This is a genomic window from Thalassospira lucentensis (assembly GCF_050516545.1).
Taxonomy (GTDB): Bacteria; Pseudomonadota; Alphaproteobacteria; order Rhodospirillales; family Thalassospiraceae; genus Thalassospira; species Thalassospira lucentensis_C.
This window is the reverse complement of sequence record NZ_CP191544.1, coordinates 2,315,926-2,337,500: the sequence shown is the minus strand read 5'-3', so window position 1 is coordinate 2,337,500 and position 21,575 is coordinate 2,315,926. Positions and strand designations below refer to the sequence as shown.

At 52.4% G+C, this 21,575-nt stretch carries 19 protein-coding genes, 1 pseudogene and 1 other annotated feature (1 of these 21 running past the window's edge); of the genes and pseudogenes, 6 read left to right on the top strand and 14 right to left on the bottom strand.

The features are described 5' to 3' along the window. The 4 genes from ACQ0MK_RS10850 to ACQ0MK_RS10835 all read right to left on the bottom strand — a co-directional run. Positions 1-695, bottom strand: partial view of an ABC transporter ATP-binding protein gene (locus ACQ0MK_RS10850; protein ID WP_430472597.1) — the 5' portion only. It extends 106 nt beyond the left edge of the window; only the first 695 of its 801 coding nucleotides appear in the window; its start codon is at positions 693-695; its stop codon lies off the left edge, out of view. Then, positions 682-1,509 carry an ABC transporter permease gene (locus ACQ0MK_RS10845; protein ID WP_430472596.1) on the bottom strand — a complete coding sequence of 276 codons (828 nt, stop codon included), beginning with the start codon at positions 1,507-1,509 and terminating at the stop codon, positions 682-684. The genes ACQ0MK_RS10850 and ACQ0MK_RS10845 overlap by 14 nt, the downstream gene beginning before the upstream one ends. A gap of 4 nt (positions 1,510-1,513) precedes the next feature. Next, entirely contained in the window at positions 1,514-2,497 is a 984-nt protein-coding gene (locus ACQ0MK_RS10840) for an ABC transporter substrate-binding protein (RefSeq protein ID WP_430472595.1), read from the bottom strand. Between the two features lie 88 nt (positions 2,498-2,585). Then, the gene (locus ACQ0MK_RS10835; protein WP_430472594.1) at positions 2,586-3,281 is read right to left on the bottom strand and encodes a FadR/GntR family transcriptional regulator; all 696 of its coding nucleotides are present in this window, start codon (positions 3,279-3,281) and stop codon (positions 2,586-2,588) included. 181 nt (positions 3,282-3,462) lie between these two features. On the opposite strand from ACQ0MK_RS10835, the gene ACQ0MK_RS10830 reads away from it, so the two are divergent. The 3 genes from ACQ0MK_RS10830 to ACQ0MK_RS10820 all read left to right on the top strand — a co-directional run bounded on the left by ACQ0MK_RS10830 (position 3,463) and on the right by ACQ0MK_RS10820 (position 7,901). Continuing rightward, on the top strand, positions 3,463-4,146 hold the full coding sequence (locus tag ACQ0MK_RS10830; RefSeq protein WP_430472593.1) for a fumarylacetoacetate hydrolase family protein: 684 nt from the start codon (positions 3,463-3,465) through the stop codon (positions 4,144-4,146). 157 nt (positions 4,147-4,303) lie between these two features. Continuing rightward, the gene (locus ACQ0MK_RS10825; protein ID WP_430472592.1) at positions 4,304-6,526 is read left to right on the top strand and encodes an NADP-dependent isocitrate dehydrogenase; all 2,223 of its coding nucleotides are present in this window, start codon (positions 4,304-4,306) and stop codon (positions 6,524-6,526) included. Between the two features lie 394 nt (positions 6,527-6,920). Continuing rightward, positions 6,921-7,901: an MBL fold metallo-hydrolase gene (locus tag ACQ0MK_RS10820; protein ID WP_430472591.1), complete on the top strand. Its 981-nt coding sequence runs from the start codon at positions 6,921-6,923 to the stop codon at positions 7,899-7,901. A gap of 355 nt (positions 7,902-8,256) precedes the next feature. Here ACQ0MK_RS10820 and ACQ0MK_RS10815 read toward each other — a convergent pair. The 4 genes and pseudogenes from ACQ0MK_RS10815 to ubiT all read right to left on the bottom strand — a co-directional run bounded on the left by ACQ0MK_RS10815 (position 8,257) and on the right by ubiT (position 13,062). Continuing rightward, positions 8,257-9,228 (bottom strand): annotated as a pseudogene (locus ACQ0MK_RS10815) (IS630 family transposase). Between the two features lie 120 nt (positions 9,229-9,348). Further along, positions 9,349-10,197, top strand: a sequence feature (23S ribosomal RNA rRNA prediction is too short). A 288-nt stretch (positions 10,198-10,485) separates the two neighbouring features. Then, positions 10,486-11,403: a ubiquinone anaerobic biosynthesis protein UbiV gene (gene ubiV / locus ACQ0MK_RS10810; protein ID WP_430472590.1), complete on the bottom strand. Its 918-nt coding sequence runs from the start codon at positions 11,401-11,403 to the stop codon at positions 10,486-10,488. Further along, positions 11,400-12,377, bottom strand: coding sequence for a ubiquinone anaerobic biosynthesis protein UbiU (gene ubiU, locus ACQ0MK_RS10805; protein ID WP_430472589.1), 978 nt, complete (start codon positions 12,375-12,377; stop codon positions 11,400-11,402). The genes ubiV and ubiU overlap by 4 nt, the downstream gene beginning before the upstream one ends. A 13-nt stretch (positions 12,378-12,390) precedes the next feature. Continuing rightward, entirely contained in the window at positions 12,391-13,062 is a 672-nt protein-coding gene (gene ubiT, locus ACQ0MK_RS10800; protein ID WP_430476022.1) for a ubiquinone anaerobic biosynthesis accessory factor UbiT, read from the bottom strand. Between the two features lie 309 nt (positions 13,063-13,371). On the opposite strand from ubiT, the gene ACQ0MK_RS10795 reads away from it, so the two are divergent. The 3 genes from ACQ0MK_RS10795 (at position 13,372) to ACQ0MK_RS10785 (ending at position 15,731) form a co-directional block, all read left to right on the top strand. Next, positions 13,372-14,076 (top strand): DUF542 domain-containing protein, encoded by a 705-nt coding sequence (locus ACQ0MK_RS10795; protein ID WP_430472588.1) that lies wholly within the window; start codon positions 13,372-13,374, stop codon positions 14,074-14,076. Positions 14,077-14,320: 244 nt separating this feature from the next. After that, the gene (locus ACQ0MK_RS10790; protein ID WP_430472587.1) at positions 14,321-15,058 is read left to right on the top strand and encodes a Crp/Fnr family transcriptional regulator; all 738 of its coding nucleotides are present in this window, start codon (positions 14,321-14,323) and stop codon (positions 15,056-15,058) included. Next, positions 14,943-15,731 carry a Crp/Fnr family transcriptional regulator gene (locus ACQ0MK_RS10785; RefSeq protein WP_430476021.1) on the top strand — a complete coding sequence of 263 codons (789 nt, stop codon included), beginning with the start codon at positions 14,943-14,945 and terminating at the stop codon, positions 15,729-15,731. Before ACQ0MK_RS10790 ends, ACQ0MK_RS10785 begins: the two co-directional genes overlap by 116 nt. A gap of 65 nt (positions 15,732-15,796) precedes the next feature. Here ACQ0MK_RS10785 and ACQ0MK_RS10780 read toward each other — a convergent pair whose 3' ends face one another. From ACQ0MK_RS10780 to ACQ0MK_RS10755, 6 genes are all read right to left on the bottom strand, one after another. Continuing rightward, positions 15,797-16,936, bottom strand: coding sequence for an NnrS family protein (locus tag ACQ0MK_RS10780; protein ID WP_430472586.1), 1,140 nt, complete (start codon positions 16,934-16,936; stop codon positions 15,797-15,799). 84 nt (positions 16,937-17,020) lie between these two features. Continuing rightward, entirely contained in the window at positions 17,021-17,947 is a 927-nt protein-coding gene (locus tag ACQ0MK_RS10775) for an FAD:protein FMN transferase (protein WP_430472585.1), read from the bottom strand. Positions 17,948-17,955: 8 nt separating this feature from the next. Next, positions 17,956-18,558, bottom strand: a complete 603-nt coding sequence (locus tag ACQ0MK_RS10770; protein WP_430472584.1) for a nitrous oxide reductase accessory protein NosL — start codon at positions 18,556-18,558, stop codon at positions 17,956-17,958. Continuing rightward, entirely contained in the window at positions 18,555-19,376 is an 822-nt protein-coding gene (locus tag ACQ0MK_RS10765) for an ABC transporter permease (RefSeq protein WP_430472583.1), read from the bottom strand. Before ACQ0MK_RS10765 ends, ACQ0MK_RS10770 begins: the two co-directional genes overlap by 4 nt. Further along, on the bottom strand, positions 19,373-20,263 hold the full coding sequence (locus tag ACQ0MK_RS10760; protein WP_430472582.1) for an ABC transporter ATP-binding protein: 891 nt from the start codon (positions 20,261-20,263) through the stop codon (positions 19,373-19,375). Before ACQ0MK_RS10760 ends, ACQ0MK_RS10765 begins: the two co-directional genes overlap by 4 nt. Further along, positions 20,235-21,542 carry a nitrous oxide reductase family maturation protein NosD gene (locus tag ACQ0MK_RS10755; RefSeq protein ID WP_430472581.1) on the bottom strand — a complete coding sequence of 436 codons (1,308 nt, stop codon included), beginning with the start codon at positions 21,540-21,542 and terminating at the stop codon, positions 20,235-20,237. Before ACQ0MK_RS10755 ends, ACQ0MK_RS10760 begins: the two co-directional genes overlap by 29 nt. Positions 21,543-21,575: the final 33 nt, after the last annotated feature.

Below are 21,575 nucleotides of genomic sequence, written 5' to 3'. Positions count from 1 at the left end.
CGAATGATCTCGGACACCCGGCTTGGACGCGGCAACAGAATGGCGATTTGATCTGACACATAAACTGCTTCTTCGATGGAATGGGTCACGAAGATAAAGGTCTTTTTCTCTTCGGCGACCAAGGCCAGCATGTCTTCCTGAAACTTACGGCGGGTTTGTTCATCGACAGCCGAGAATGGCTCATCGAGCAGCAAAACCTGTGCATTCACCGACAGTGCGCGCGCAAGACCAACGCGCTGGCGCATCCCGCCAGACAGTTGATGCGGGAACTTGAGCTCAAATCCGGCCAGACCAACGTGAGCGATATATTTCTCGGCAATAGCCTCGCGTTCGGATTTGGCAACGCCGCGTAGTTCCAACCCGAAGGACACATTGCGCAAGACGTTAGCCCATGGCAGCAAGGCGAAATCCTGGAACACAAAGGCGCGGTCCGGACCTGGGCCGGTGATGGTTTTGCCATCAACCTCGATCGTGCCAGCCGATTGCGGCAACAAACCTGCGATAATCTTTAGCAGGGTTGTTTTGCCACACCCCGACGGCCCCAAGAGTGAGGTCAATTCACCCCGCGGAAAGTCCAGCGATAGGTCTTGTAGGGCCTGCACATCGCCATAGTTTTTGGAAACGTTGCGAACCGAAACGGCGTTGTCCACAACAGGGGCGGCCTCTTGCACGGCAGCTGAATTAATCTGAGACATAGCCACGGTTGTTCCCTTCGAACAGATAGTTTTCCAAGACTTCCAGCAGGTTCAAAAAGACCACAGCCAGAAGGATAATTGAGAAGATCGCCGCATACATGCTGGGATAATCGGCAACGGAACGGCTGAAAGAAATGATGTCACCAACACCGGTCGGTGTGATTTTCAATTCCGACAAAATGGCACCGATGAAACCTGCTGAAACCCCAAGTCTTAGCCCGGAAAAGATGACGGGCGAGGCGGCAGGAACGATGATTTTTGTAAGGATTTCGCGATCAGTGGCCATGAACGATGTTGCCATGTCCTTGATGGAAGCAGGTGTATTGCGCACCGCACTTGCTGTGTTGAGAACGATCACGGGCATTGCCATGATACAAACAACAAATACTTTTGAAGTGAGGCCAATGCCGTAAACCATGACCAAGATCGGGATCAACGCAGCAAGCGGCGCAGCCTGCATAACGATAAATATTGGACTAAAAAGCCATTCAAACCGAGCACTTAACCCGATCCAAAGCCCAAGACCGATTCCAAAAAAAGCCGAGATTGCGACTCCAACAATAAGTGGTTTTAACGTTTCCGCGTAAGCCAAGAAGATCGACCCGTCAAAAGTCATTCGCGCAAGCGCAGACATTGATTCCAAAAAGGTCGGGAAAGCGTAACTCACGGGCACACGACCAGCAATTTCCCACGCGCTAAACACGATGGCTGCCGACAGTAGCTTTAAAAGTAGGGAGCGATTCATCATAGGGTCGTTCCACATAGGTTGTAAGAAGGAAGGGGCCGCCGCCCACCTGTAGTGGGCGGCGCGCATCAGATCACTTTGCCGCAGCATCCAGCGGGGCGAAGTACCAGAAGTCTTCAGGGTTCAGCGTGGCGGGGTCGCCCTCTAGCTGGCCTGCGCCGGCATACCATTCGAGGTCAGCCTTCGCAGCAGCGCGTCCTCCTCCGTTCGGATCATAAAGACCACCTGCGACCGCATCGGTGTAGAACCCGTCAAGCTCTGCCAAAACCTCTGCCGGAAGCTGGCCGATGGGACCGTCCGGATTGGTTTCACGGCTGATAATGGTCGGGTCCTTGGCCATATCTTGCCATACGCTCGCCAGTGACTTGACGAACAGGTCCACATCGTCGGCGTTTTCCCTGATCCAGTCCAAATTGGCAAACAGAGCCTCGTCGCTTGCCTTGACTTCAAACATCGGAAGGGTATGGAAGCGATCACCAGCTTCGGCGATGATCTTGTTCTTGTTGGAAAGATCAAGAATCGTGGCTTTGGCCTGGCCTGCCAACAGGGCAACAACGCGGTTCGCCGACCCCGGAACATAGGATCGTTCGCCCAGTTTGATGCCTTCACGGTCTTCAATTACATTGGCGATGGAGTCCGTGCCACCCCCGCGCGAGTGCAGAAGGATTGGCTCACCATCAAGATCTTTCAGATCTTTGTAGTCCATCGATGTGACCGGAAAGAAGACCAGCTTGGACAGCTGATAAATAATCCGAAGGGGAGCTTTTGACCGCTGCATGGCGGCGTAAGGTGTCCCAAAGCCAATATCCATCTGGCCGCTCAAAACCGCTTGAATTGCGAGTTCTTCGTCTGCAAACGCGGTCCATTCATAGTCAAGCCCTGCTGCTTTCGCGCGTTCGAGTGCGACGAAAAATGCGGCAAGTTCATCTGATGGTGTTTCAGCAAGCGCGATGCGGATGGTATCCGCCTGCGCGGTGTTTGCAAGCATTGACCCGGTGGTCATCAGCATTGACGCAGCCAACGTCATGCCGGCCAGCTTTTTGAAAACTATCTTCATTGTATCCTCCCTGAGATATGAAATAGTATTTTGAATGACGCCGGACTGCATTTTTGTCGCCTTGTTCCGGCTGTAGTGCTTTCTTTGCTTATGTCTCCCCAAATAAGCGACTGGATACAGACAGCAGATGCGCCCTCATGGCGTCATACGCGTCCTGTGGTTGCCGCCCGACAATGGCGGCGGCAATTGCTTCATGCTGGGCAAAGCTGACGTGATCGAGCGACGGGCGAACCGTTTTACGCTCAACGTTGCCCCAGGCGACAGCACGTCGCACTTCGTTCAATTGATCAAACATCGCCATCAGCAGCAGATTGTCACAGGCTTCCGCGACGGACCGATGAAAGGCATCGTCCTCGATTTCGTATGCTTCCCACGTGGTTGCCTTGCGAGAGCGGTCAAGTGCCCGGCGCATGCCTGCCAACGTATCGCCAGAGGCATTCACAGCGGCCTCGCGCGCAATTGATGGCTCTATCGTCAGGCGCGCACGCATCATTTTGAAAGGTGTTAGCTGGCGGCCAAGCTGAACCGTTTCATTGACGGAGCGAGTCTGGCTCTTGTCTGCCATGAAAGTTCCCTTGCCAACGTGACGCCAAATCAGCCCGTCGCGCTCCAATGCATCCAGGGCTTTGCGCAACGTTGTGCGCGTCATCCCCAGTTCATCCGTCAGGTGACGTTCTGGCGGCAACTTAACGCCCTGACTAAATCCACCCTCGGTGATGTAGTTGCGAAGACGCCCGACCGGGTCGGTGAGTTTGGTTTCATTGGTTGAGCTTTGGTTGTTCATATTGGTTGACCAATTTGTGTGTTGTCTTGGGTGATTGCTTACGTTATCTGAATAAAAGTCGTCAATCAATCTTGAATTGGTTTTCATTATGAAAAATATACTCAAATTGGTTGGGATTGATCTTTCGGGATATTTATCCTAAGGTTTGCGCGAATGTCACAGATGATAAATGAGGTGCCCAATGACCGACTACGTGATTCCCCTTCCCTCCATACCGACGATACCGACGAGCAGCGGGGGGGATTTCCCTGTGCGCAGGGTCTACTGCATAGGCCGTAACTATGCAGCGCATGCTGTCGAAATGGGGCACGATCCTGACCGTGAGCCGCCGTTCTTCTTTCAAAAAAACCCGAATAACCTCGATGCATCTGGCGAGTTTCCCTATCCACCTCATACCTCAGACGTTCATCACGAGGTTGAACTTGTGATCGGGCTGAAGAAGGGGGGCACCAATATTAGTGTTGAAGATGCCCTGGACCACGTTTGGGGCTATGCCGTTTCCTTGGATATGACGCGGCGCGATCTTCAAGGCGAAGCAAAGAAAATGGGGCGCCCTTGGGAAACCGGCAAAGCGTTTGAGCGGTCGGGGCCGGTCGGTCCCCTGAAGCCGGTGTCAGAGGTCGGGCATTTGCCGCAGGGGCGAATCGAACTGAAGGTGAATGGTGAAGTTCGACAAGAAGGCGACTTGAACCAAATGATCTGGAAAGTGCCAGAAATGATCGCCTATCTGTCCGAGTATTTTGAACTGCAACCTGGTGACGTGATTATGTCTGGGACACCGTCGGGTGTAGGTGCGGTGCAGCGCGGCGATAATATGGATGCGATGATTGACGGATTGGGAGTATTATCTGTTAAAGTCGTTTAATACTTTCTAGGGTAAGTATTTACTAATTATCGCTTTACCCTGTCTTTTTGACGAAGCATGGCGGGCCCTTAGGGACCCGTCATTGCCTTTTCGATCAAATTAGGGTTGGGCGAAGCCAAACATGATCCAGTAAACCAGATAGAAGAATAGGCCCTCAATGACCGATACAGTATCGCCAGATATCATTTACACCAAGGTTGACGAAGCCCCTCAGCTTGCTTCGGCATCGCTTTTGCCGATCATTCAGTCTTTTGTGGCCCCTGCCGGTGTTTCGGTCGGGGTTAAGGATATTTCACTGGCCGGTCGCATCATCGCGGCATTCCCCGAGAACCTGACGCCCGATCAGCGCCAACCCGACGATCTCGCAGAATTGGGTGCGTTGGTGAAAAAGCCGACTGCCAATGTTATCAAACTACCGAATATTTCGGCTTCGGTGCCGCAGCTTGTGGCCGCAGTAAAGGAATTGCAGTCGCAGGGCTATGCGATTCCTGATTATCCGGCAGACCCGACCACCGATGCAGAAAAAGACATCCGCGCACGGTTTGATGCGATCAAGGGGTCGGCCGTTAACCCTGTGCTGCGTGAAGGTAACTCGGATCGTCGTGCGGCCGAGGCTGTGAAAAATTATGCTAAGGCAAACCCGCATTCGATGGGAAAATGGTTATCTGACAGTAAAACCGTCATCTCGACCATGTCGGCTAATGACTTCTTTTCCAATGAAAAGTCGGCAACCCTTAGCGTGGAGCAGGCCGGCCCGGCGCGGATTGAACTGGTTGCCGATGACGGCAGCGTCACAGTGTTGAAAGACGATGTGAACTATACGGCAGGCACCGTTGTCGATGCGACCTTCATGTCAGCCCGTGCGCTGGATGCATTCTTGAGTGAACAGATTGAGGCCACCAAAGCGGCAGGCACCTTGTTCTCCATCCACCTCAAAGCGACGATGATGAAGGTTTCTGACCCGATCATTTTCGGTCATGCCGTTAAGGCGTTCCTGCAGCCGGTTTTTGATGCGTTCGGTGACAAAATGACCGCCGCAGGCATACATCCGAATTCGGGCCTTGGTGCACTCCTGTCGCAAGTTTCCGACATGCCGGAAGGCGCAGAAATTATGGCCGCGATTGACGCTGTCATGGCAGATCGCCCGCCGCTGTATATGGTCAACTCGGACAAGGGCATCACCAACCTGCATGTGCCCTCTGACGTGATCATTGATGCCTCTATCCCGGCACTGATCCGCGCAGGCGGCAAGGGCTGGGGCCCCGATGGCAAGGCTGCTGACACCAATTGCGTAATCCCCGATAGCTCTTACGCGCCGGTTTATGACGAAGCGGTTAAGTATTTTAAAGAAACGGGTGCGTTAGATCCGCGCACTGCCGGCACAGTGCAGAACGTCGGTCTGATGGCGCAAAAGGCCGAAGAATACGGCTCTCACCCCACCACGTTTGAAATCCCGCATGCCGGGACTGTCCGCATCGTGCTGGCCAATGGCGACATTCTGCATGAACTGGCGGTTGAAGCGGGCGACATCTGGCGTTCTGCCTCGACCAAGCAGGCTCCGATCGAAGACTGGGTGCAGTTGGCGATCAGCCGCCAGAAGGCCGAAGGGTGTCAGGCGATTTTCTGGCTTGATGAGTCGCGTGCACATGATGCCGAACTGCTGAAATATGTCCTGCCGATTCTGGCCGCCAAAGGTGTGACGGACAAGTTTCAGGTTCTGCCCCCGCGGGCCGCGACCCGCCTGTCGCTGGAAACCATCCGCAAGGGTCGGGACTCTATCGCTGTTTCGGGTAATGTCCTGCGTGACTATCTGACAGACCTGTTCCCCATTCTGGAACTTGGCACCTCGGCCAAGATGCTGTCGATCGTCAAGCTGATGAATGGCGGCGGGATGTTTGAAACGGGGGCTGGCGGCTCTGCTCCGAAACATGTGCAGCAGCTGACCGAGGAAAACCATCTGCGCTGGGATTCGCTGGGCGAGTTTTGTGCGCTTGGGGAAAGCCTCAAGTTCCTGGCCGAAACCAAGAAAAATGAGAAAGTTCGCATTCTTGGCGTTGCTGTTGACCGGGCCACGCAGGGCGTGCTCGACCACAATAAATCGCCCGCGGCAAAGGTTGGCCAGACGGATAACCGCAGCAGCCATTACTACTTTGCTCTTTACTGGGCCCAGGCCCTGACCCGCCAGAACGAAGACTCTGAGCTGGTTGAGTATTTCGGGCCGATCGCCAAGGCGCTCGAAGAAAACGAAGCGACAATCCTTGCTGAACTGACCGCGGCCGAGGGCAACCCTGTTGACCTCGGTGGGTACTACCATACTGATCCGGCAAAAACGGGCGAGGTAATGCGCCCATCAGCAACGATGCTTAGCATCCTTAGCTAAGTCGGAAAGCAAGAGAACTCCCGGTTTATTGGACTTTTAGCACTTTGGTGCAGCAATATTCCGGGAGTCTCAAATAACAGGTCTGCTGTCGCGACTTTAATCCGAAGCTTGAGTACGGCGAAGCCGCCGCAGATCGCGTGCAGCCTATTACTCCTGCCTCACGATAAGCAGCAGCAGCTTGGCCTATTCGGTCTTTTAATGTCGGGTAGGCGCGTTAGATGGCCTTTAAAAAGGGATTTCTTTTTGTCCTGTGTCTATCCTTTTTCGCGGGCGAAAAAGTCGGGGCCAGTGTTGTCATAGGTAACATTTACAAATCGATATGTGATCCAAAGGTAGTGCGTCACCTACCCAAAGTATGCAAATCGAAAAGGTTTAATGAAGCAGTGGAGGATAGATGATGAATGCGACAGGGAAGTTTCTTGGTCTTGCGGGCATGATGATGGCCGCAGGTGTGGTTTTTGGTGCATCAGCACAGGCAAGTACGGTTAAGGTTACGCCGCTTGGTGCTGTGGATGGAGAATTTTGCCCACTTGACCGTGCCATGATTTTTGAAGACCCGGACGGAACGCGTATTCTTTATGATGCGGGACGCACTGTAGCTGGGCCGGATGATGCGCGACTTGGTGAGATTGATGTTGTTCTTCTGAGTCACATGCATGGGGACCATCTCGGTGATCGGCATATTGAAGCGGTCAATGCCAGTGAATGTGGAAAACCATCCTTTCCTGTTGATGTGCGCTCGATTTCAAACACCGTGCAGATTGCGAAGGCAAAAGACGCATTGATTGTGACGGGCAGTGAAATGCCACCAATTTTAGGTGGCAAGCTCGAAAGTATCGGTGGCGACCCGAAAAAATCGGTGCTGGTGCGTTTTGGTGCATCGCGCATGGTCGGGGGAGTCAAAATCACAACGGTGCCTGCCGTTCATAGCAATGGTGTTTCGGGGAGCTTCCTTGGTGGACCATTGGGAGAAATGCTCGAGAAGTCTGGGGTGACAGCCTATGCCGGTCCACCAACAGGATATGTTCTGACATTCTCAAACGGGCTTTCCGCCTATCTATCCGGCGATACCGGGATTACGGCCGAACAGGATAAGGTCGTGCGGGGGCATTATGATGCGAAACTTGTGGTGATGAATATCGGTGATACCTTCACGACCGGTCCGAATGAGGCGGCGTATGTCATCAATGATTTGGTTATGCCTGCATCGGTTATTCCATCCCATGCCAATGAATGGGCAACCGATGGTGGGATGGTGCGTGCAGGTACGCGAACAGAAGCCTTCATCAATGCCGTTGATGTTCCCGTGTACCTGCCACTAAGTGGTAAGATCATGGAATTTGATGCCGGCGGCGTTTGTACGATCGGCTGTTAGGTTTTCTATCGTCTATGACGTGTGCCGTCCTAACGTGAATTTACGTTAGGACGGCACAATACGATCAAAGTCTTTTAGCTTCGCGGTTTTAAATTCTCTAGGTCATACAGCGGTTTATAACCAACCCCGACAACTTCTAGCGGATAGATTTCATCGAAGTAAGAGACGTTTAATTTGCGACCTTCCTGACAATAATCCTATGGCAGATAGGCAAGGGCGATGTTTTGCCTATGCTCGGGCCAAAGGCGACTATGCTATTGATATAACTTCGGTCGGAAACCCTTTGCGTATGACGGGCTGTATGATCTGAGAGGCGAGGGTGCTGATATTGCAGGCATGCTTGGGAACGATGTTATCAGCGGCAGTGCACTAGACACCTTCCCATTTTACCGGAAGCGTATCCGGCATTTGTGAAATAACGTGCACATTCGTCTGACGAGAATGTACCGGCAATGAGGCCAACGTGACGCCATGTTTCTTCAAGGTTTCGTTTTTGAGCGGTTCGCATCCAGTGCTTGACCTTGGAGAACGCCTGTTCAATCGGGTTGAGGTCTGGACTATAGGGCGGGAGGAACCATGCACGGGTGCCGACTGACTTTATGACGTCACGCACGGCCCGGGATTTGTGGCTCCCGAGATTGTCCATGATAACGATATCACCAGAACGCAGAACCCGAACCAGTTGCTGTTTTACGTAAGCAAGGAAGCTGGTCCCATTGATCGGACCGTCAAAGACGCATGGGGCTGTCAGCTGGTCATGGCGCAAGGCGGCAATGAAAGTCATCGTGCGCCAATGCCCATGAGGTGCATAGCCGACAAGTCGCTGCCCTTTCATGCCCCAGCCCCGGATCGGAGCCATGTTGGTTTTGATCCAGGTTTCATCGATGAACACCAATCGCTCAGGGTCAATCCTGCCTTGCTAGGATTTCCAGCGTCGGCGCTGTCGGGCAACGCCCTCCCGAACCTGCCCAAGAGCGAACAGAGTTTTCTTGAAGCGTAGCCCCTCATCCCTGAGAAAGCGCCATACCGCCTGATGCGAGACAATCACGCCACGGTCCGCAAGAAGATCCTTCATACCATGGAGTGTCAGATGAGGTGTTTGCTTGATCTGCTCAGGGATGAAATCTCGATGTGCAACCAGCACACGCTTGCGATAACCGCCCATTTTTCCCGGCGCAACACTCCCTGTAGAGCGGTAACGTTGATGCCACTTGACCACAGATGAAACTGCGATTTCAAAACGAGCGGCGACCGCCCGGCAGCTCTCTCCTGCCTGAACTGCCGCGACAACATGGTCACGAAGATCATTCGAATAAGGTCGGGTCATGGAGGCTGGTCTCCTCATCCAGCATCCATCTTGAATCACAACTCAGCTACTTGGGAATCCCCTATCGTTTCTGATAAGGTGTGAAACGCTCTAAATGACACCCTGTCAGGGGATGCTGGCGATGATGTTCTCAATGGTGGTGTAAGGCGACGATACGCTCATCGGTGGAGATGCTACTGATACCTTCGTGTTCGGTTGGTTCGGAAAGTATTGGCAGGTCTTTCGCGTCGTCAGGCAGCGATGCAATTTGATGTAAGTTCGAGCTCCAAAGTAACAAGGGGGCTGTCCTTTTTTCAGAATCCGGGACCCTGCATGGCGGGTAGTTTGACTGGGGCGGTCGCCTCCTAAAGAGTAACGGAGGCGCGCGATGGTAGGCTCAAGCTGGTCGGACATCAGCTTAAGAGTGCAATGGCAAAAGCCTGCCTGACTGCGAGACTGACAAGTCGAGCAGAGACGAAAGTCGGTCATAGTGATCCGGTGGTCCCGCGTGGAAGGGCCATCGCTCAACGGATAAAAGGTACGCCGGGGATAACAGGCTGATACTCCCCAAGAGTCCACATCGACGGGAGTGTTTGGCACCTCGATGTCGGCTCATCACATCCTGGGGCTGGAGCAGGTCCCAAGGGTTTGGCTGTTCGCCAATTAAAGTGGTACGTGAGCTGGGTTTAGAACGTCGTGAGACAGTTCGGTCCCTATCTGCCGTGGGCGTAGGATACTTGAGAAGAGCTGTCCCTAGTACGAGAGGACCGGGATGGACGTACCTCTGGTGTACCGGTTGTTCCGCCAGGAGCATCGCCGGGTAGCTAAGTACGGACAGGATAACCGCTGAAAGCATCTAAGCGGGAAGCCCCCTTCAAGACGAGGTATCCCTATCAGATCCCTGGAAGACCACCAGGTTGATAGGCTGGGTGTGGAAGCGTGGCAACACGTGAAGCTAACCAGTACTAATTGATCGATCGGCTTGATTGATCCCTCTTGCTACTGTCTGCATACGACTTGCGCAGCGGTAAAACCAAGCAAGACCAAATACAACATTCGCAAACATCACGAATATCCGATGTTTTCATCTGCGTTTTCACGGACCGGCACAGCATTCAATTGACCATCATCAAGATTGGATTGCATCGTTGGGTTATGCTGGTTCGCATTAACAGTACATTGCTTTGATGACTCCCCAAATCGTCAATGTATTGCAGGGCTGCACACCAATTGGTGCGCAGCCCTTGTCCTCTTAAGTCATTTGTTCTGGGTCTTGTTTTATTCCGCTCGCCGACCAAGGGTATGGCGGAACTCTGTTCCGGGCGCGCCGTGCAGAAAGCCATCGGCAAAGGCCATCGGGAAGTGTAGCTTCCCAAGGCACAGCCTTAGGTTTTCCGGATCGATTTTGTGATCAAGCACCTGACGATAGAGATCAGCAACCTTGATCATATCCAGGCTGTGTGGAGACAGACGGAATGCCCCGACACCGGCTTTTTGCATTCGGATGATATTGTCGGAAAGTTCAATATAGTGGCTTGATAATGTCTGCAGCCCGTTAACCGCAAGAAATGGCGTATCGTCCAACGTCTCAACATCCATGCCGTCAAGGTGATCGCCGCAAACATACTGGCAACCATCCTTGTGCAGCCCACGCGCACGCGCTGAATAACACCGCGCCGAAATGGCCAAAGGCGCACGACCGAATACTTGCACCTCGATCTCGGCTGAGTCCTGTATGTTGGATAATGTCTTGATCGAGGACATCGGTAATTCCCACGGCAGGGCAACCCGTTTTGCCCCCCTGCTGGCAAAATAGGCAAGTGTGCTTTCATTGTAGGTGTTGATATATGGTCCTATCATATGCGGCCGATCGGCAAACAAGCGAACAACGGAAATATCATTGGCCTCGATTAGAATGTCGGGCATTTCCGCAATTTCACGTATCTGGCTTACTTCGCGGTCATTCATCACTAGGGCCAGTGTTGAAAGAACCACTTCCTTTCCGGCACGCTGAAGCCGTTCAATGACATCTGGCAGATATTTATCGAAAAACGGCATACGCTTTGCGCAAACGACTTCTCCTATATGGACAGTGTCGATGTCGGTTTCATCTGCAATACGGTTATAGAAGTCGTTCTTACGGTTCTCATCCCAATGAAAAAGAACCGGGCCCATGACCAGTCGTGATCTGCTCATTGCCAGCCTCTTCGGTATGCACCCGTTGTTTCGCTTTGACCTTCGCTCAGCATGCGGAGGTTTGATCGTGCTTCAAGTTGTCCCATCGCGATCCGGTCAAGTGACGCACGAAATGTGCTAACAACCTGAGAGATGTAAGCCTTACCACGTTGCCGACCCTCGATTTTAAGCGCCGAGACGCCTGCGTCGGCCAATTCCGGCAACATCGCGGTGACATCCAAGCTGGTGGGTTCTTCAAACAGGTAGCCTGTTTTATCCATCGCGCGAAACCGGCCTTTGCACAGGGTCGGATATCCAACCTTTTCATCACTGTCATAGATGTTGATGGTGAAATCTCCTAGCCTGGAAACTGTTCTGTCTCCGCGTTCTTCGTAATGAACATGTGCGGCGGGTGAGCAGACACCATTCATGTTCGGGCTTTCGCCCGTTGCGTATGAAGATAGTGAACAGCGGCCTTCGGCCATGACGCACATGCCGCCAAACGCGAACACTTCTGTCTCAACCGCGATACGCTGATTAAGGATACGTATCTCTTCCAGCGAAAGGACACGGGGCAGCACAACACGACGGACACCAAATTCCTGATGATAAAAGCGAATGGCTTCTTCATTCGATGCGGATGCCTGCACAGACAGGTGCAAACGTGCGTCGGGGTGATGGTCACGGGCATATCGCAGCAAACCGATATCTGCGAGGATAATGGCATCGACGCCAATCGCCATGGCGTCGTCAATCGCCTTCTGCCAGATGTCTTCAGCCCCGGCTTGCGGATAGGTATTGCAGGCAAGATAGACATGGATCCCATGCTTGTGCGCATGTTCGACTGCATCGCGTAATTCCGCACGCGAAAAGTTTAATCCCGGAAAGTTTCGCGCATTTGTGGCGTCTCTAAAACCGCAATATACGACATCAGCACCGGCTTTTACGGCGGCGTGTAAACTGGCAGGCGTTCCCGCAGGGCAAACGAGTTCCATATTGGACCTGTGACTATTTGTGGATTAAGGGGGTAGCTGGCATCGTGAAGTCATCTTTGGTCGCACCTGATGGTGCGGGCCGCGTATGACGGTTGTGCCTTTGTATTGATTTCTCAATTTTCGACAGTGTGGCGGCCTGTTCGGCTGAGCGTTTTTCCAGACCAAGCAATCGCTTTGTACTTGGTGAGGTCAATGCATCGGCGGAACGGTTCATGTCGTGTTGAAGCTGTTGATAGATCTTTTCCGTAATGCGAAGCGCAATTCTGGCAGCGGGGCCCATCAGGCCGAAGCTTTCACTGATTGCGGAACGCAGATCAATTGCCTCCCCATCCAGGGCATTGCGCAAGGCAACAACAAGTTCTGTGCGTCCTTCAATCCGCAACGTGCGCGAAAAGAATAATGCGTCCCCATCCGAAATCCCTTGAAGCAGTGCCAGCAGTGCGGGCAAAGGTCCGGATATCTTTGCGGCAACAGGTTCTTCGTCTGTCTGCCGCGCCGGGCGCAACGCGGGACGGTTTGCATCTATTCTAAGATAAAAGGGCAAATCCAGATCGGTTGGGGAAATTAGCAGAGCGAATGCCTCTTGCTCAGCCACCCGCTCGAAAACCGGCCTGTATCGCCGATGCATTGTTGCTATCGCATGGCGGCATACCCGTTCGATAAAAAGGTTCGGCGCATTTCGCACGAACGGACTTGCCAGCAAAAATGGCGTAAATGATGGATAACTTCCTGTCACGTGGTGCTCCGGTGTTTTTATACCCCGAAGTATCACAGTGTAAGGCGTATTCGGTTTTGATATCTGTCAAGTCACTGCGAGATTTGAATTACGCTTAGTTGGAATAGTCCACTAGATCTTTGCTTTGAAGGGACAAGCAGAAAAAACCGGAAGCAGCTTTTTTTCGAAAACCCATTTGACCATCGTCAATCTGCCAAATCATGAGGGTGTTATACTCCTGTCTGTTCACAGAACGTCGACCTTGGGGAGGAAACCTTTATGCAAGATGTGTTGAACACGACAGGTGTACAATTCACACCCGCTGATCTTCTTGACCAGAACTTGGGTGGTTTGATCGCCCGTTTTCCCGGTGCCACACTGGTTTTCCGGCAGCACCATGTTGGTTTCTGCTGTCATGCTGAACAGACATTGGCAGAAGTTGCTAAACGTAAGGACCTTGATCCCCGATTGATCGCCGATGACCTCTGCCAGCTTCCCAAAGGACCGGTGCCCTTACCGGATGTAAATGATACCGATGCGTTCATCGATTTCATTCTGTCACGCTATCATGAGGTGCATCGTGATGATCTGGCTGAGCTGATCGCTCTCTCGCGCGAGATCGAAATTGTACATAGTGACCATCCCGAAGCGCCAATAGGTCTGGCTGACGCATTGCTCGAAATGGCGGAGCAACTCGATATGCATATGGCCAAAGAGGAAAATGTTCTTTTCCCAGCAATGCGTGAAATGAGCCGGAGCAAGTCAAACACGACGTTGACCATGCCCATCCATTGTATGCGTGAAGATCATGAGGATCACGGCAAAGCAATCCATCGACTGCAGAAATTGACAAACAACTGTAGCTTGCCCGACGGAGCCTGTGGTTCCTGGCGCAGATTATACAGTGGGACCGCCAAGCTGATCGAAGACCTGGTTGCGCATATGTATTTGGAAAATTCGGTTCTGTTTCCACAGTTCGAATGAGGTCTGGTCAAAATTTGACCGATATGTTTTTCCGGAAGTCATCCGCCCTGCCAATCGGCAGGTTTTTTTTGGGGCAAAGTTTGGCTGGGTCTTTCTGTGTCAAACGGTATCAGTTCGGGTGAAACTTTGATGATCCCAAAGGCTGCTTGATTTGATTGATATGGAACAATTCAATCAGCGCTGTTGAATGTTAGATTTGTTCCAATGCTTAACATCAACTCCGTTTGTCCATGGAAACTTCACGATGAAAGATATTGATCGAATCTCGGGTGTTCTCCAGTCTGGGAGCTATTTTCGAAATTGGCCGCAAGACGACATTCTGGAACTGGCGTCTTTGTGTGAGTGGGTTCGATTTGATGCCGATACAGTGATGGCCCGCGCCGGAAGTCAAGCTACGGCACTGTTTCTGATTGTGAATGGACATGTTGAACTGTCCTACAAGGATGGAGACCACAAGGACGGTGTTATTGATCTGTTCGGTGATGGTCAGCTTGTGGGAGAGTGCGCACTGGCGCCAGAGGCCTGTTATGCCGTTTCGATCAAGACACTGGATACAACGACAGCCATTCGGATTGATGGTGCTGCGTTTTCTACTTTCCTTGCAGCGCATTTTGATCGTGCATTAACAATGATGTCAGTCGTGACCGAAAGATTGTGTCAGATGCTGCGACAGGCAGAAGAACTGAAATGCCGCTCTGCAGCCCAACGCTTGGGAATCTATTTGCTTGCCGATGCGGTCCCGGTTGACGATGTGCATGAAACCCCCCTTACCATCGAAAAATCAGCATTGGCACGCAAAATTGGTATGACAAGCGAGACATTTTCCCGGGCGTTAAAAAAATTGTCGGAGCAAGGTGTTTCCCAATATGCCAACGGGAACATCATCCGTATTTCGAACGCCGAGGTGCTGGCCGAATGGTGCGGTTTATCAAGTAGTGAAGTCAGGGAAGGACAGTCTGATGGTTTCAAGAACTCTGTCTAAAGCAGATCAGGACATCATGTCTAATGTGCCTTTGTTAGCGGCCCTTGGGGTACATCGGTTAAAGGGGTTGATGGAAACATGCAGGGTCGACTGTCACGCGCGGGGAGAGCATCTTTTTCGGGCTGGCGACGTTGCAGAACATTTCTATATCTTGTTGTCAGGCCATTTACGTCTTGTGAAAACCTCATCTCAGGGCGATGAAACGGTGATGCATTTCCTCAACCAGGCTGGGTCGTTTGCGGAGGCGGTTTCATTTGCCGGGCGGTCCTATCCGGTTGAATGCCAGGTTGTTGAAAATTGCGAAATCGTGGCAATTCCGCGCACCGCCTATCTTGGCATACTGAAAAGTGCGCCGGATGTTGTTGGGGACGTTCTGGCAAGCCTGTTGCGCTGGGAACGGTTCTTCCTTGAGGAAATCTACAAACTGCGACATACGAGTCCAATCCAGCGGATTGCGGCGTTCCTGATTGACTTTGAAGACCGCAATGGCGCAATGATCGACGGCACGAACGGCAAGAGTTTTCCCGGAAAGCGCCAGATTGCCAGCCGGATCGGTATAACCCCGGAAACCTTTTCCCGATCCCTGCGCAAACTCGAAGCGTCAGGTGCCATTGCTGCGGGCCCGAAACTGCAAATCCTTGATCGGGCGGCTCTTGTTGAGTTGGCGGGCTAACATTCCGGTGTTCTGAACATGGTGTTGTACCCAAGGCCCAGTCTTGCCATGCCATTCTTTGTGGGTCATTTGCGTCGTTGAAATCGCCAAGTAATGTAAATCAGTGTCGCTGTGAAACCGAAAAAGGCCATCTCCCACAGAATGGCTGAGACCATCAGAAGCTCCGTCGAAGCAACCTCCTGAAATGCGCCCATGCGCGCAAAGGCAGAGCCCAGAAGACACACATTTGAGACGCGCATTGTGACAGGAAGAGAAAGGGAAAAACGTAGGCGCTGCAATACCGTTCGGCACATAACTGTTGTCGAGAGCACAGTAAACCCGCCAATCAGTGCGTTGTGAAAGCCAACTAATCCGGAGGGCTCTTGCGCGATTGTCAGTGCCGTGTTGAAGATCAGGCCGATGGCCAACATCGCATATCCTAGGTGAAGCGACGTAAGATCGAAGGCATCTTTCACCAACCAGACACGCCATTTCCAAAGGCGACAGAAAATAACCGTTGCGGCCAGTGTACTCAGGGCAGCCGGTAGGATTGAAGGGAATTTGATCAGGTCACAGACCGCCGCGGCAATCAGGCTGACAAGGCCATAGCTTTCAAGTCGGCCTTGCGCCATGTAGGGGCGATACTTATTTTGTTTCTGAAGTGCGCCGGATGTGGCTGCGGCGATAATTCGTCCGCCCATCAAAAAAAGCAAGAGGATCAAAAGCCAGATGATCGCGCGCAACGCCGTTTCCTGAAGCACTGGAAGATGACTAATCTCACCTATTAGAAATGCGACTTCCGCCAGCAGAAGAAATAGTATGATTATTCCCGGGACGGCAGATTTCAGGCGCTTTGCCGCACGGAAAAACGCAAGTCCGGCATAAGAAAACAGCATCCCAAACACCGCAATATTGCAAACCGTACCAAGATAGGTGCCGGTTTGGTCCGGAATAAAGATCGCGACGCGCGCGCCAAGCCAAAGCACAATAAAAAGTCTGATGATTGTTTTGCCTGGCCGTGTCAGCAGATATCCACCCAGCACGGTCTGGCTGTACCCGACCAGTAATTCATGTCCATGCCAGAAAGGCCGTTCGGGCATGGGAATAAATGCAAGGATGTCTTGGACATCAGGGAGCCAGAATAAAACCTTAAGCGGCACCGCCAACAGCGCCAAGCATCCCGAGAGCAAGAATAAAAATACAAATTCCGTTCGGATGGTGCGCATGTCTTTGTTCAGGGTCCGCAAGACTGACACAGTCCCGATTAAGGACCGCACCAGCAAATATAGAGTTCAGTTGAGTTACTGAAGCTAGACCATTTTTGCACTTGGGAACTGTCCAAGCAGCTGATCTGCTTTCTCCTTGTCCATCAGGCATATCGCGGTGCTCAACCCGTCTGCCAAGGCCGCTTTGGGTGCTGTGACACTGACGGCTTGACTGCGCGTGGGTGCGGGTTGCCCTGTACGCGGATCAAGGATGTGCCCGACAAGCCCCCCCTGATCAAAGAAGGTGCCATTTGGCAATGATGTTGCCAAGGCATTGCCATGCAGCATGACTTTATCTTTACGGATGCTTGATCGGGTATCAATCGAAACTGCCCAATCTTTGCCGTTCGGGTGGCCGCCAAGTGCTGCGAATTCTCCGGTATTGATCAGAACGTTGGTCAATCCATCGTTTCGAAGCAGTGCGGCAATGCGATCGGCAACATACCCTTGGGCAATTCCGTTCAAGGTCATTGCCATATTTGATTGTTTAAAGGTCACCTGGCTTTGATCAACTAAAACCTTGTCCCAGCCCGTTCTGGATAGGGTTTCTTTGATAGATGCGTTCAGGGGAGCCTGACCTTGTGCATAGCTTTGCGCATAGAGTTGCCAAAGCGATTGAACCGTCGGGTCAAAAAGGCCGGTACTTGCCCGGTTTATGGTCCCGCAAAGTCCCAGACATTCCAGAAACTCAAAAGGCGGTGCATTAATCACACCATTGCGGTTCAGCTGCGCAAGGGTGGAATGATCCCGATAAAGGCTGAAGATATTTTCCAGTCTTTCAAGCTCCTGGGTTGCGCGTGAAAGGATCTTGTCTGCATCGGGATGGGCCAGGCTGATCGAGGCAGCAGACCCCATTGCAACCCCTTTCCATGTTCTGATCGGGTATTGTGCCAGTGACGCAAAAGGAACAGCCGCAAGCGTGCCAGCAGCAGCAAAGATGGTCAGAAACCGACGTCGTGAAATGGCGGGCATGGGAGACCTCATTCTTTGCGAAGTTTTTCAAGACGCGTGCGATAATCATCGTCATCAGGAACAACGGCCGTTTCGCGGGTATCTTTGAGTGGGGTGACAGGGGCGTTGTTTAAAATCATTGCATCACCAACCTCATCAAGGCGCATCACCTGGCCGCCATAGCGGGCGACAAATTTCCTGGCATCGTCCTGATCGGAGAAAGGTACAAGTTCCGGTGCCCCCATGCCTCCGGCCTTGCTGGAAGCCACGACGTAATATGCGGAGATAGCCGGAATCCAGTTTTCGCGTCCGACATTTTCCCAATCACGGGCCTTAGACATGTCACTGACGTAGACTGCGCTGATTTTATAGTTCTGTTCTGGCATTCGTTCATAGGCGATACCATCGCGGACCTGACTGAAGAACAAAGGGTGTGGCAAGCCTTCAAGGTGAATTTGTGCCTTGGGACCAGCATGCTCAAGAATATTCATCTGGCAGAAATGTCCAACAGCTTCCTCGGTCATTGCGATCGGAGGTGGCTGGCTTTCTTCAACCTGCTTTCGACATCCGGCCATGACCATCAGGCAGCCGGCAATTAATATGACCGGAAACGGCTTTACGGGGAATGTCATGGTGTGACCCTCCTGAAAGTCAGCCAGGCAATCGCCGAGGCAATAACCGGCCAAACCAGAATGGAGATCAGCGCATGGACTGCCGGTATGCTGTTGGCGGCTCCTGTAAGTCCGCTGGCCGCTGAGGTCGCATCTGACACAGCAAGGTTATAGATCCGAAAGGCATCTGCCGGATTGCCCAGCAACAACCAAGGGAAATACTGGGTGGTAAAGGTTCCGCCATCATCGGCAACAATGGCTGCCAGAAAGCCAAGATCATACAAAACGATCAGAACCAGCCACAGTCCGATCACCAACCCTGCTGCTGCGCCCGGCCGTCGCGCGAACGCCGATATACCATAGCCGATTCCCAGAAAAGTCGCCCCAAGAAGGAGTGAAGACCAGAACAAACGGACCAATGCAGGGAAGCCGACAAGTGCATTTGGGTCTGTTGCGATAGCGGCTATGGCTGCAATCCCGTACCCGGCGGCAACGGCAATGGCCAGTATCGCAAGATGGGCAATGAATTTGCCAAGAACCAGTTCGCTGCGGGCGATGGGATAGGTCAGAACAAGCGGCAAAGTGCCCCGTTCGATCTCTCCTGCGATGGCATCAAAAGACATCAAAAGGGCGACCAATGGCACAAGATACACTGCAAGCGATGTCAGGCTGGCCACAGTAATTGAAAGCTTATCAACGCCAAGTGCACCGGTCGGCGCGCTGCCGGCTGCTGATAACACAAGCGAGAACAGCACCATCATGCCAACAGAAATCGTAACCCAGCGGTTACGAAGGGCAATGATAAATTCGATGCGTGCCGATGCCAGAATACGGTTCATGCGTCCCCCCTTTTACTGAAATGGCTGTAAATGTCTTCCAGACTTGGTGGAATAACATCGACATCATCAACCAGCGATCCAAGTGCGGAAATGTCACCAAGGCGTGCGAGCTTTTCCTGGGAATTGCAGACCAGATCGACCAGCACGCCGTTGCTGCGTTGACCGGAAAGCTTTCGGGCAACCTCGTCTGCCTTGCCATTTTGGGCGGAAACCTGAAGTCGGATCGGCAAGGACGCCCGTCGACGCAAGTTTGCTAACGTATCGTTTGCCACCATGACGCCCGATGACAGAATGACGATCCGGTCGGTTCTGGCTTCGACTTCTGTAAGAGCATGTGAAGACAGAAGAATGGCTGTTCCTTGTGCGGCAAGTTCATCAAGAATGACATAGAACTCTCGGCGGGAAACCGGGTCCAGTCCGCTAGTCGGTTCGTCAAGGATCAAGAGTTTCGGCTGACCGATCAGTGCCTGTGCCAAACCAACACGTTGGCGCATCCCCTTGGAATAGGTGCCAATTCGTCGATTTGCCGCCGGGCCTAACCCAACCCGGTCAAGCAGCAACCTCGCCTGTTTGGGGCTCTCTTTGCGCAGTCGAAGATAATACCCAAGCTGTTCAATCCCGGTCAGGGCCGGGTGAAAAGACGCATTTTCGGGTAGATAGGCTGTCTGGGTGCGTGCATCGTGACTGCCGGGCACAGCACCAAGCACAGAAACTGATCCCCCATCAGCTGCAATCAACCCAAGGATAATTTTCATCAATGTCGATTTTCCGGCACCATTGTGGCCGAGCAATGCGACACGTTCACCAGCTGCGACATCAAAGCCAACTGCATTGAGAACGGTATTATCGTCGTAGCGCTTAGTGACTTGCGAGAGGGTCAGACACATTTTCAGTCCTTTCACGCAGCCAGACAGGATTGGCGCGAGCAGCTTTTTCAAGGGCGGCGATTTTTTCGGGAACCGGAATGTCAATTGGCGTCATTAGCGGGAAGTTATCGACAACCCCGCCGGGCAAGGTGGCGGGAAAGTGCGCCTGACTCCAGCGGATCAATTGAACCGCTGGTGATCCCAAAAGCATTCCGGCGGCAGGTTGTGACCACAGAATATGGTCCATAAGATCGTTTGGTCGGAACCGGCTGTCGGCAATACCATTGCCATCAAGATCGAATATCGGATGATCCGACCAAAAATTCCCCCGACCATCGAAACTCCATTCCACGTCACGGGTTCCGACATATTTCACCTGTGTCTGATTGGCGATAAAGGCGTTGCCAACGATGGCATTTCTTTCGGAACCGGCGGTGAAATGGATGCCGATCCCGCATCCTTCAAAACGGTTATCGCCAATCAGATTGCGATGGGCGTTATAAATAAACAGGCACTTGTCGCCGGCGCTACGCACCAGATTTCCGACCAAATCGGATTTGTTGGTGTAGTTCAGCATCAAGCCCTGATCGCGATCGGCAAGTGACATATTGTCGCGCACTGTAATGCGGTTTGAATACATCAGGGCAAAACCAAGATGATTGCCAACCGATACGTTCCCCGAGATTTCTGAATCATGTGCGTACATGTAATGCACTGCAAATCTCAGATCGCGCATCAGATTGCCGCGGAAAACCCCGTGATTGGAAGTGTTGACGAAAATCCCGTCACGGCCGTACTGAATGTCGTTCTTCTCGACCAGTATGCGGGGCGCATTCCAGACATAAATGCCATTGCCCCGTGAATTCATTCTGTGATCACGACGCCCAATGATGGTATTGCCACGAACGGTGGCATCTTTGGCCCCGTGAATATCGACCCCATAGAGATTACCAAGGATACGGTTATCTTCGACCACGATGTGCGCGGCTGTTCGGTGTAACTGAATTCCGGAATCAATCGTTTCATGTGATGATCCCGATCCTGCAATCTCCAAGCCACGGATGGTAATATCCGTTCCAGTTACCGAGATAACACTCCCGGTTTCATTGCCCTTGATCGTGGCTTGGCCCTGGCCATCAATCGTAATTGGTTTGTCCAGTTCAATCGGCCCCATATGGGATCCGGGATCAAGCAGCAGGACATCGCCAGGGGAAGACCCGGCGATGGCCGAAATCAGCGCCCCGTCAACTGACGGCACAGATTGGATTGCCGCAAGAACCTGTAGCGGCAAGGCAATCATACCCATTATCATTATGACGGGACGTAACATTAC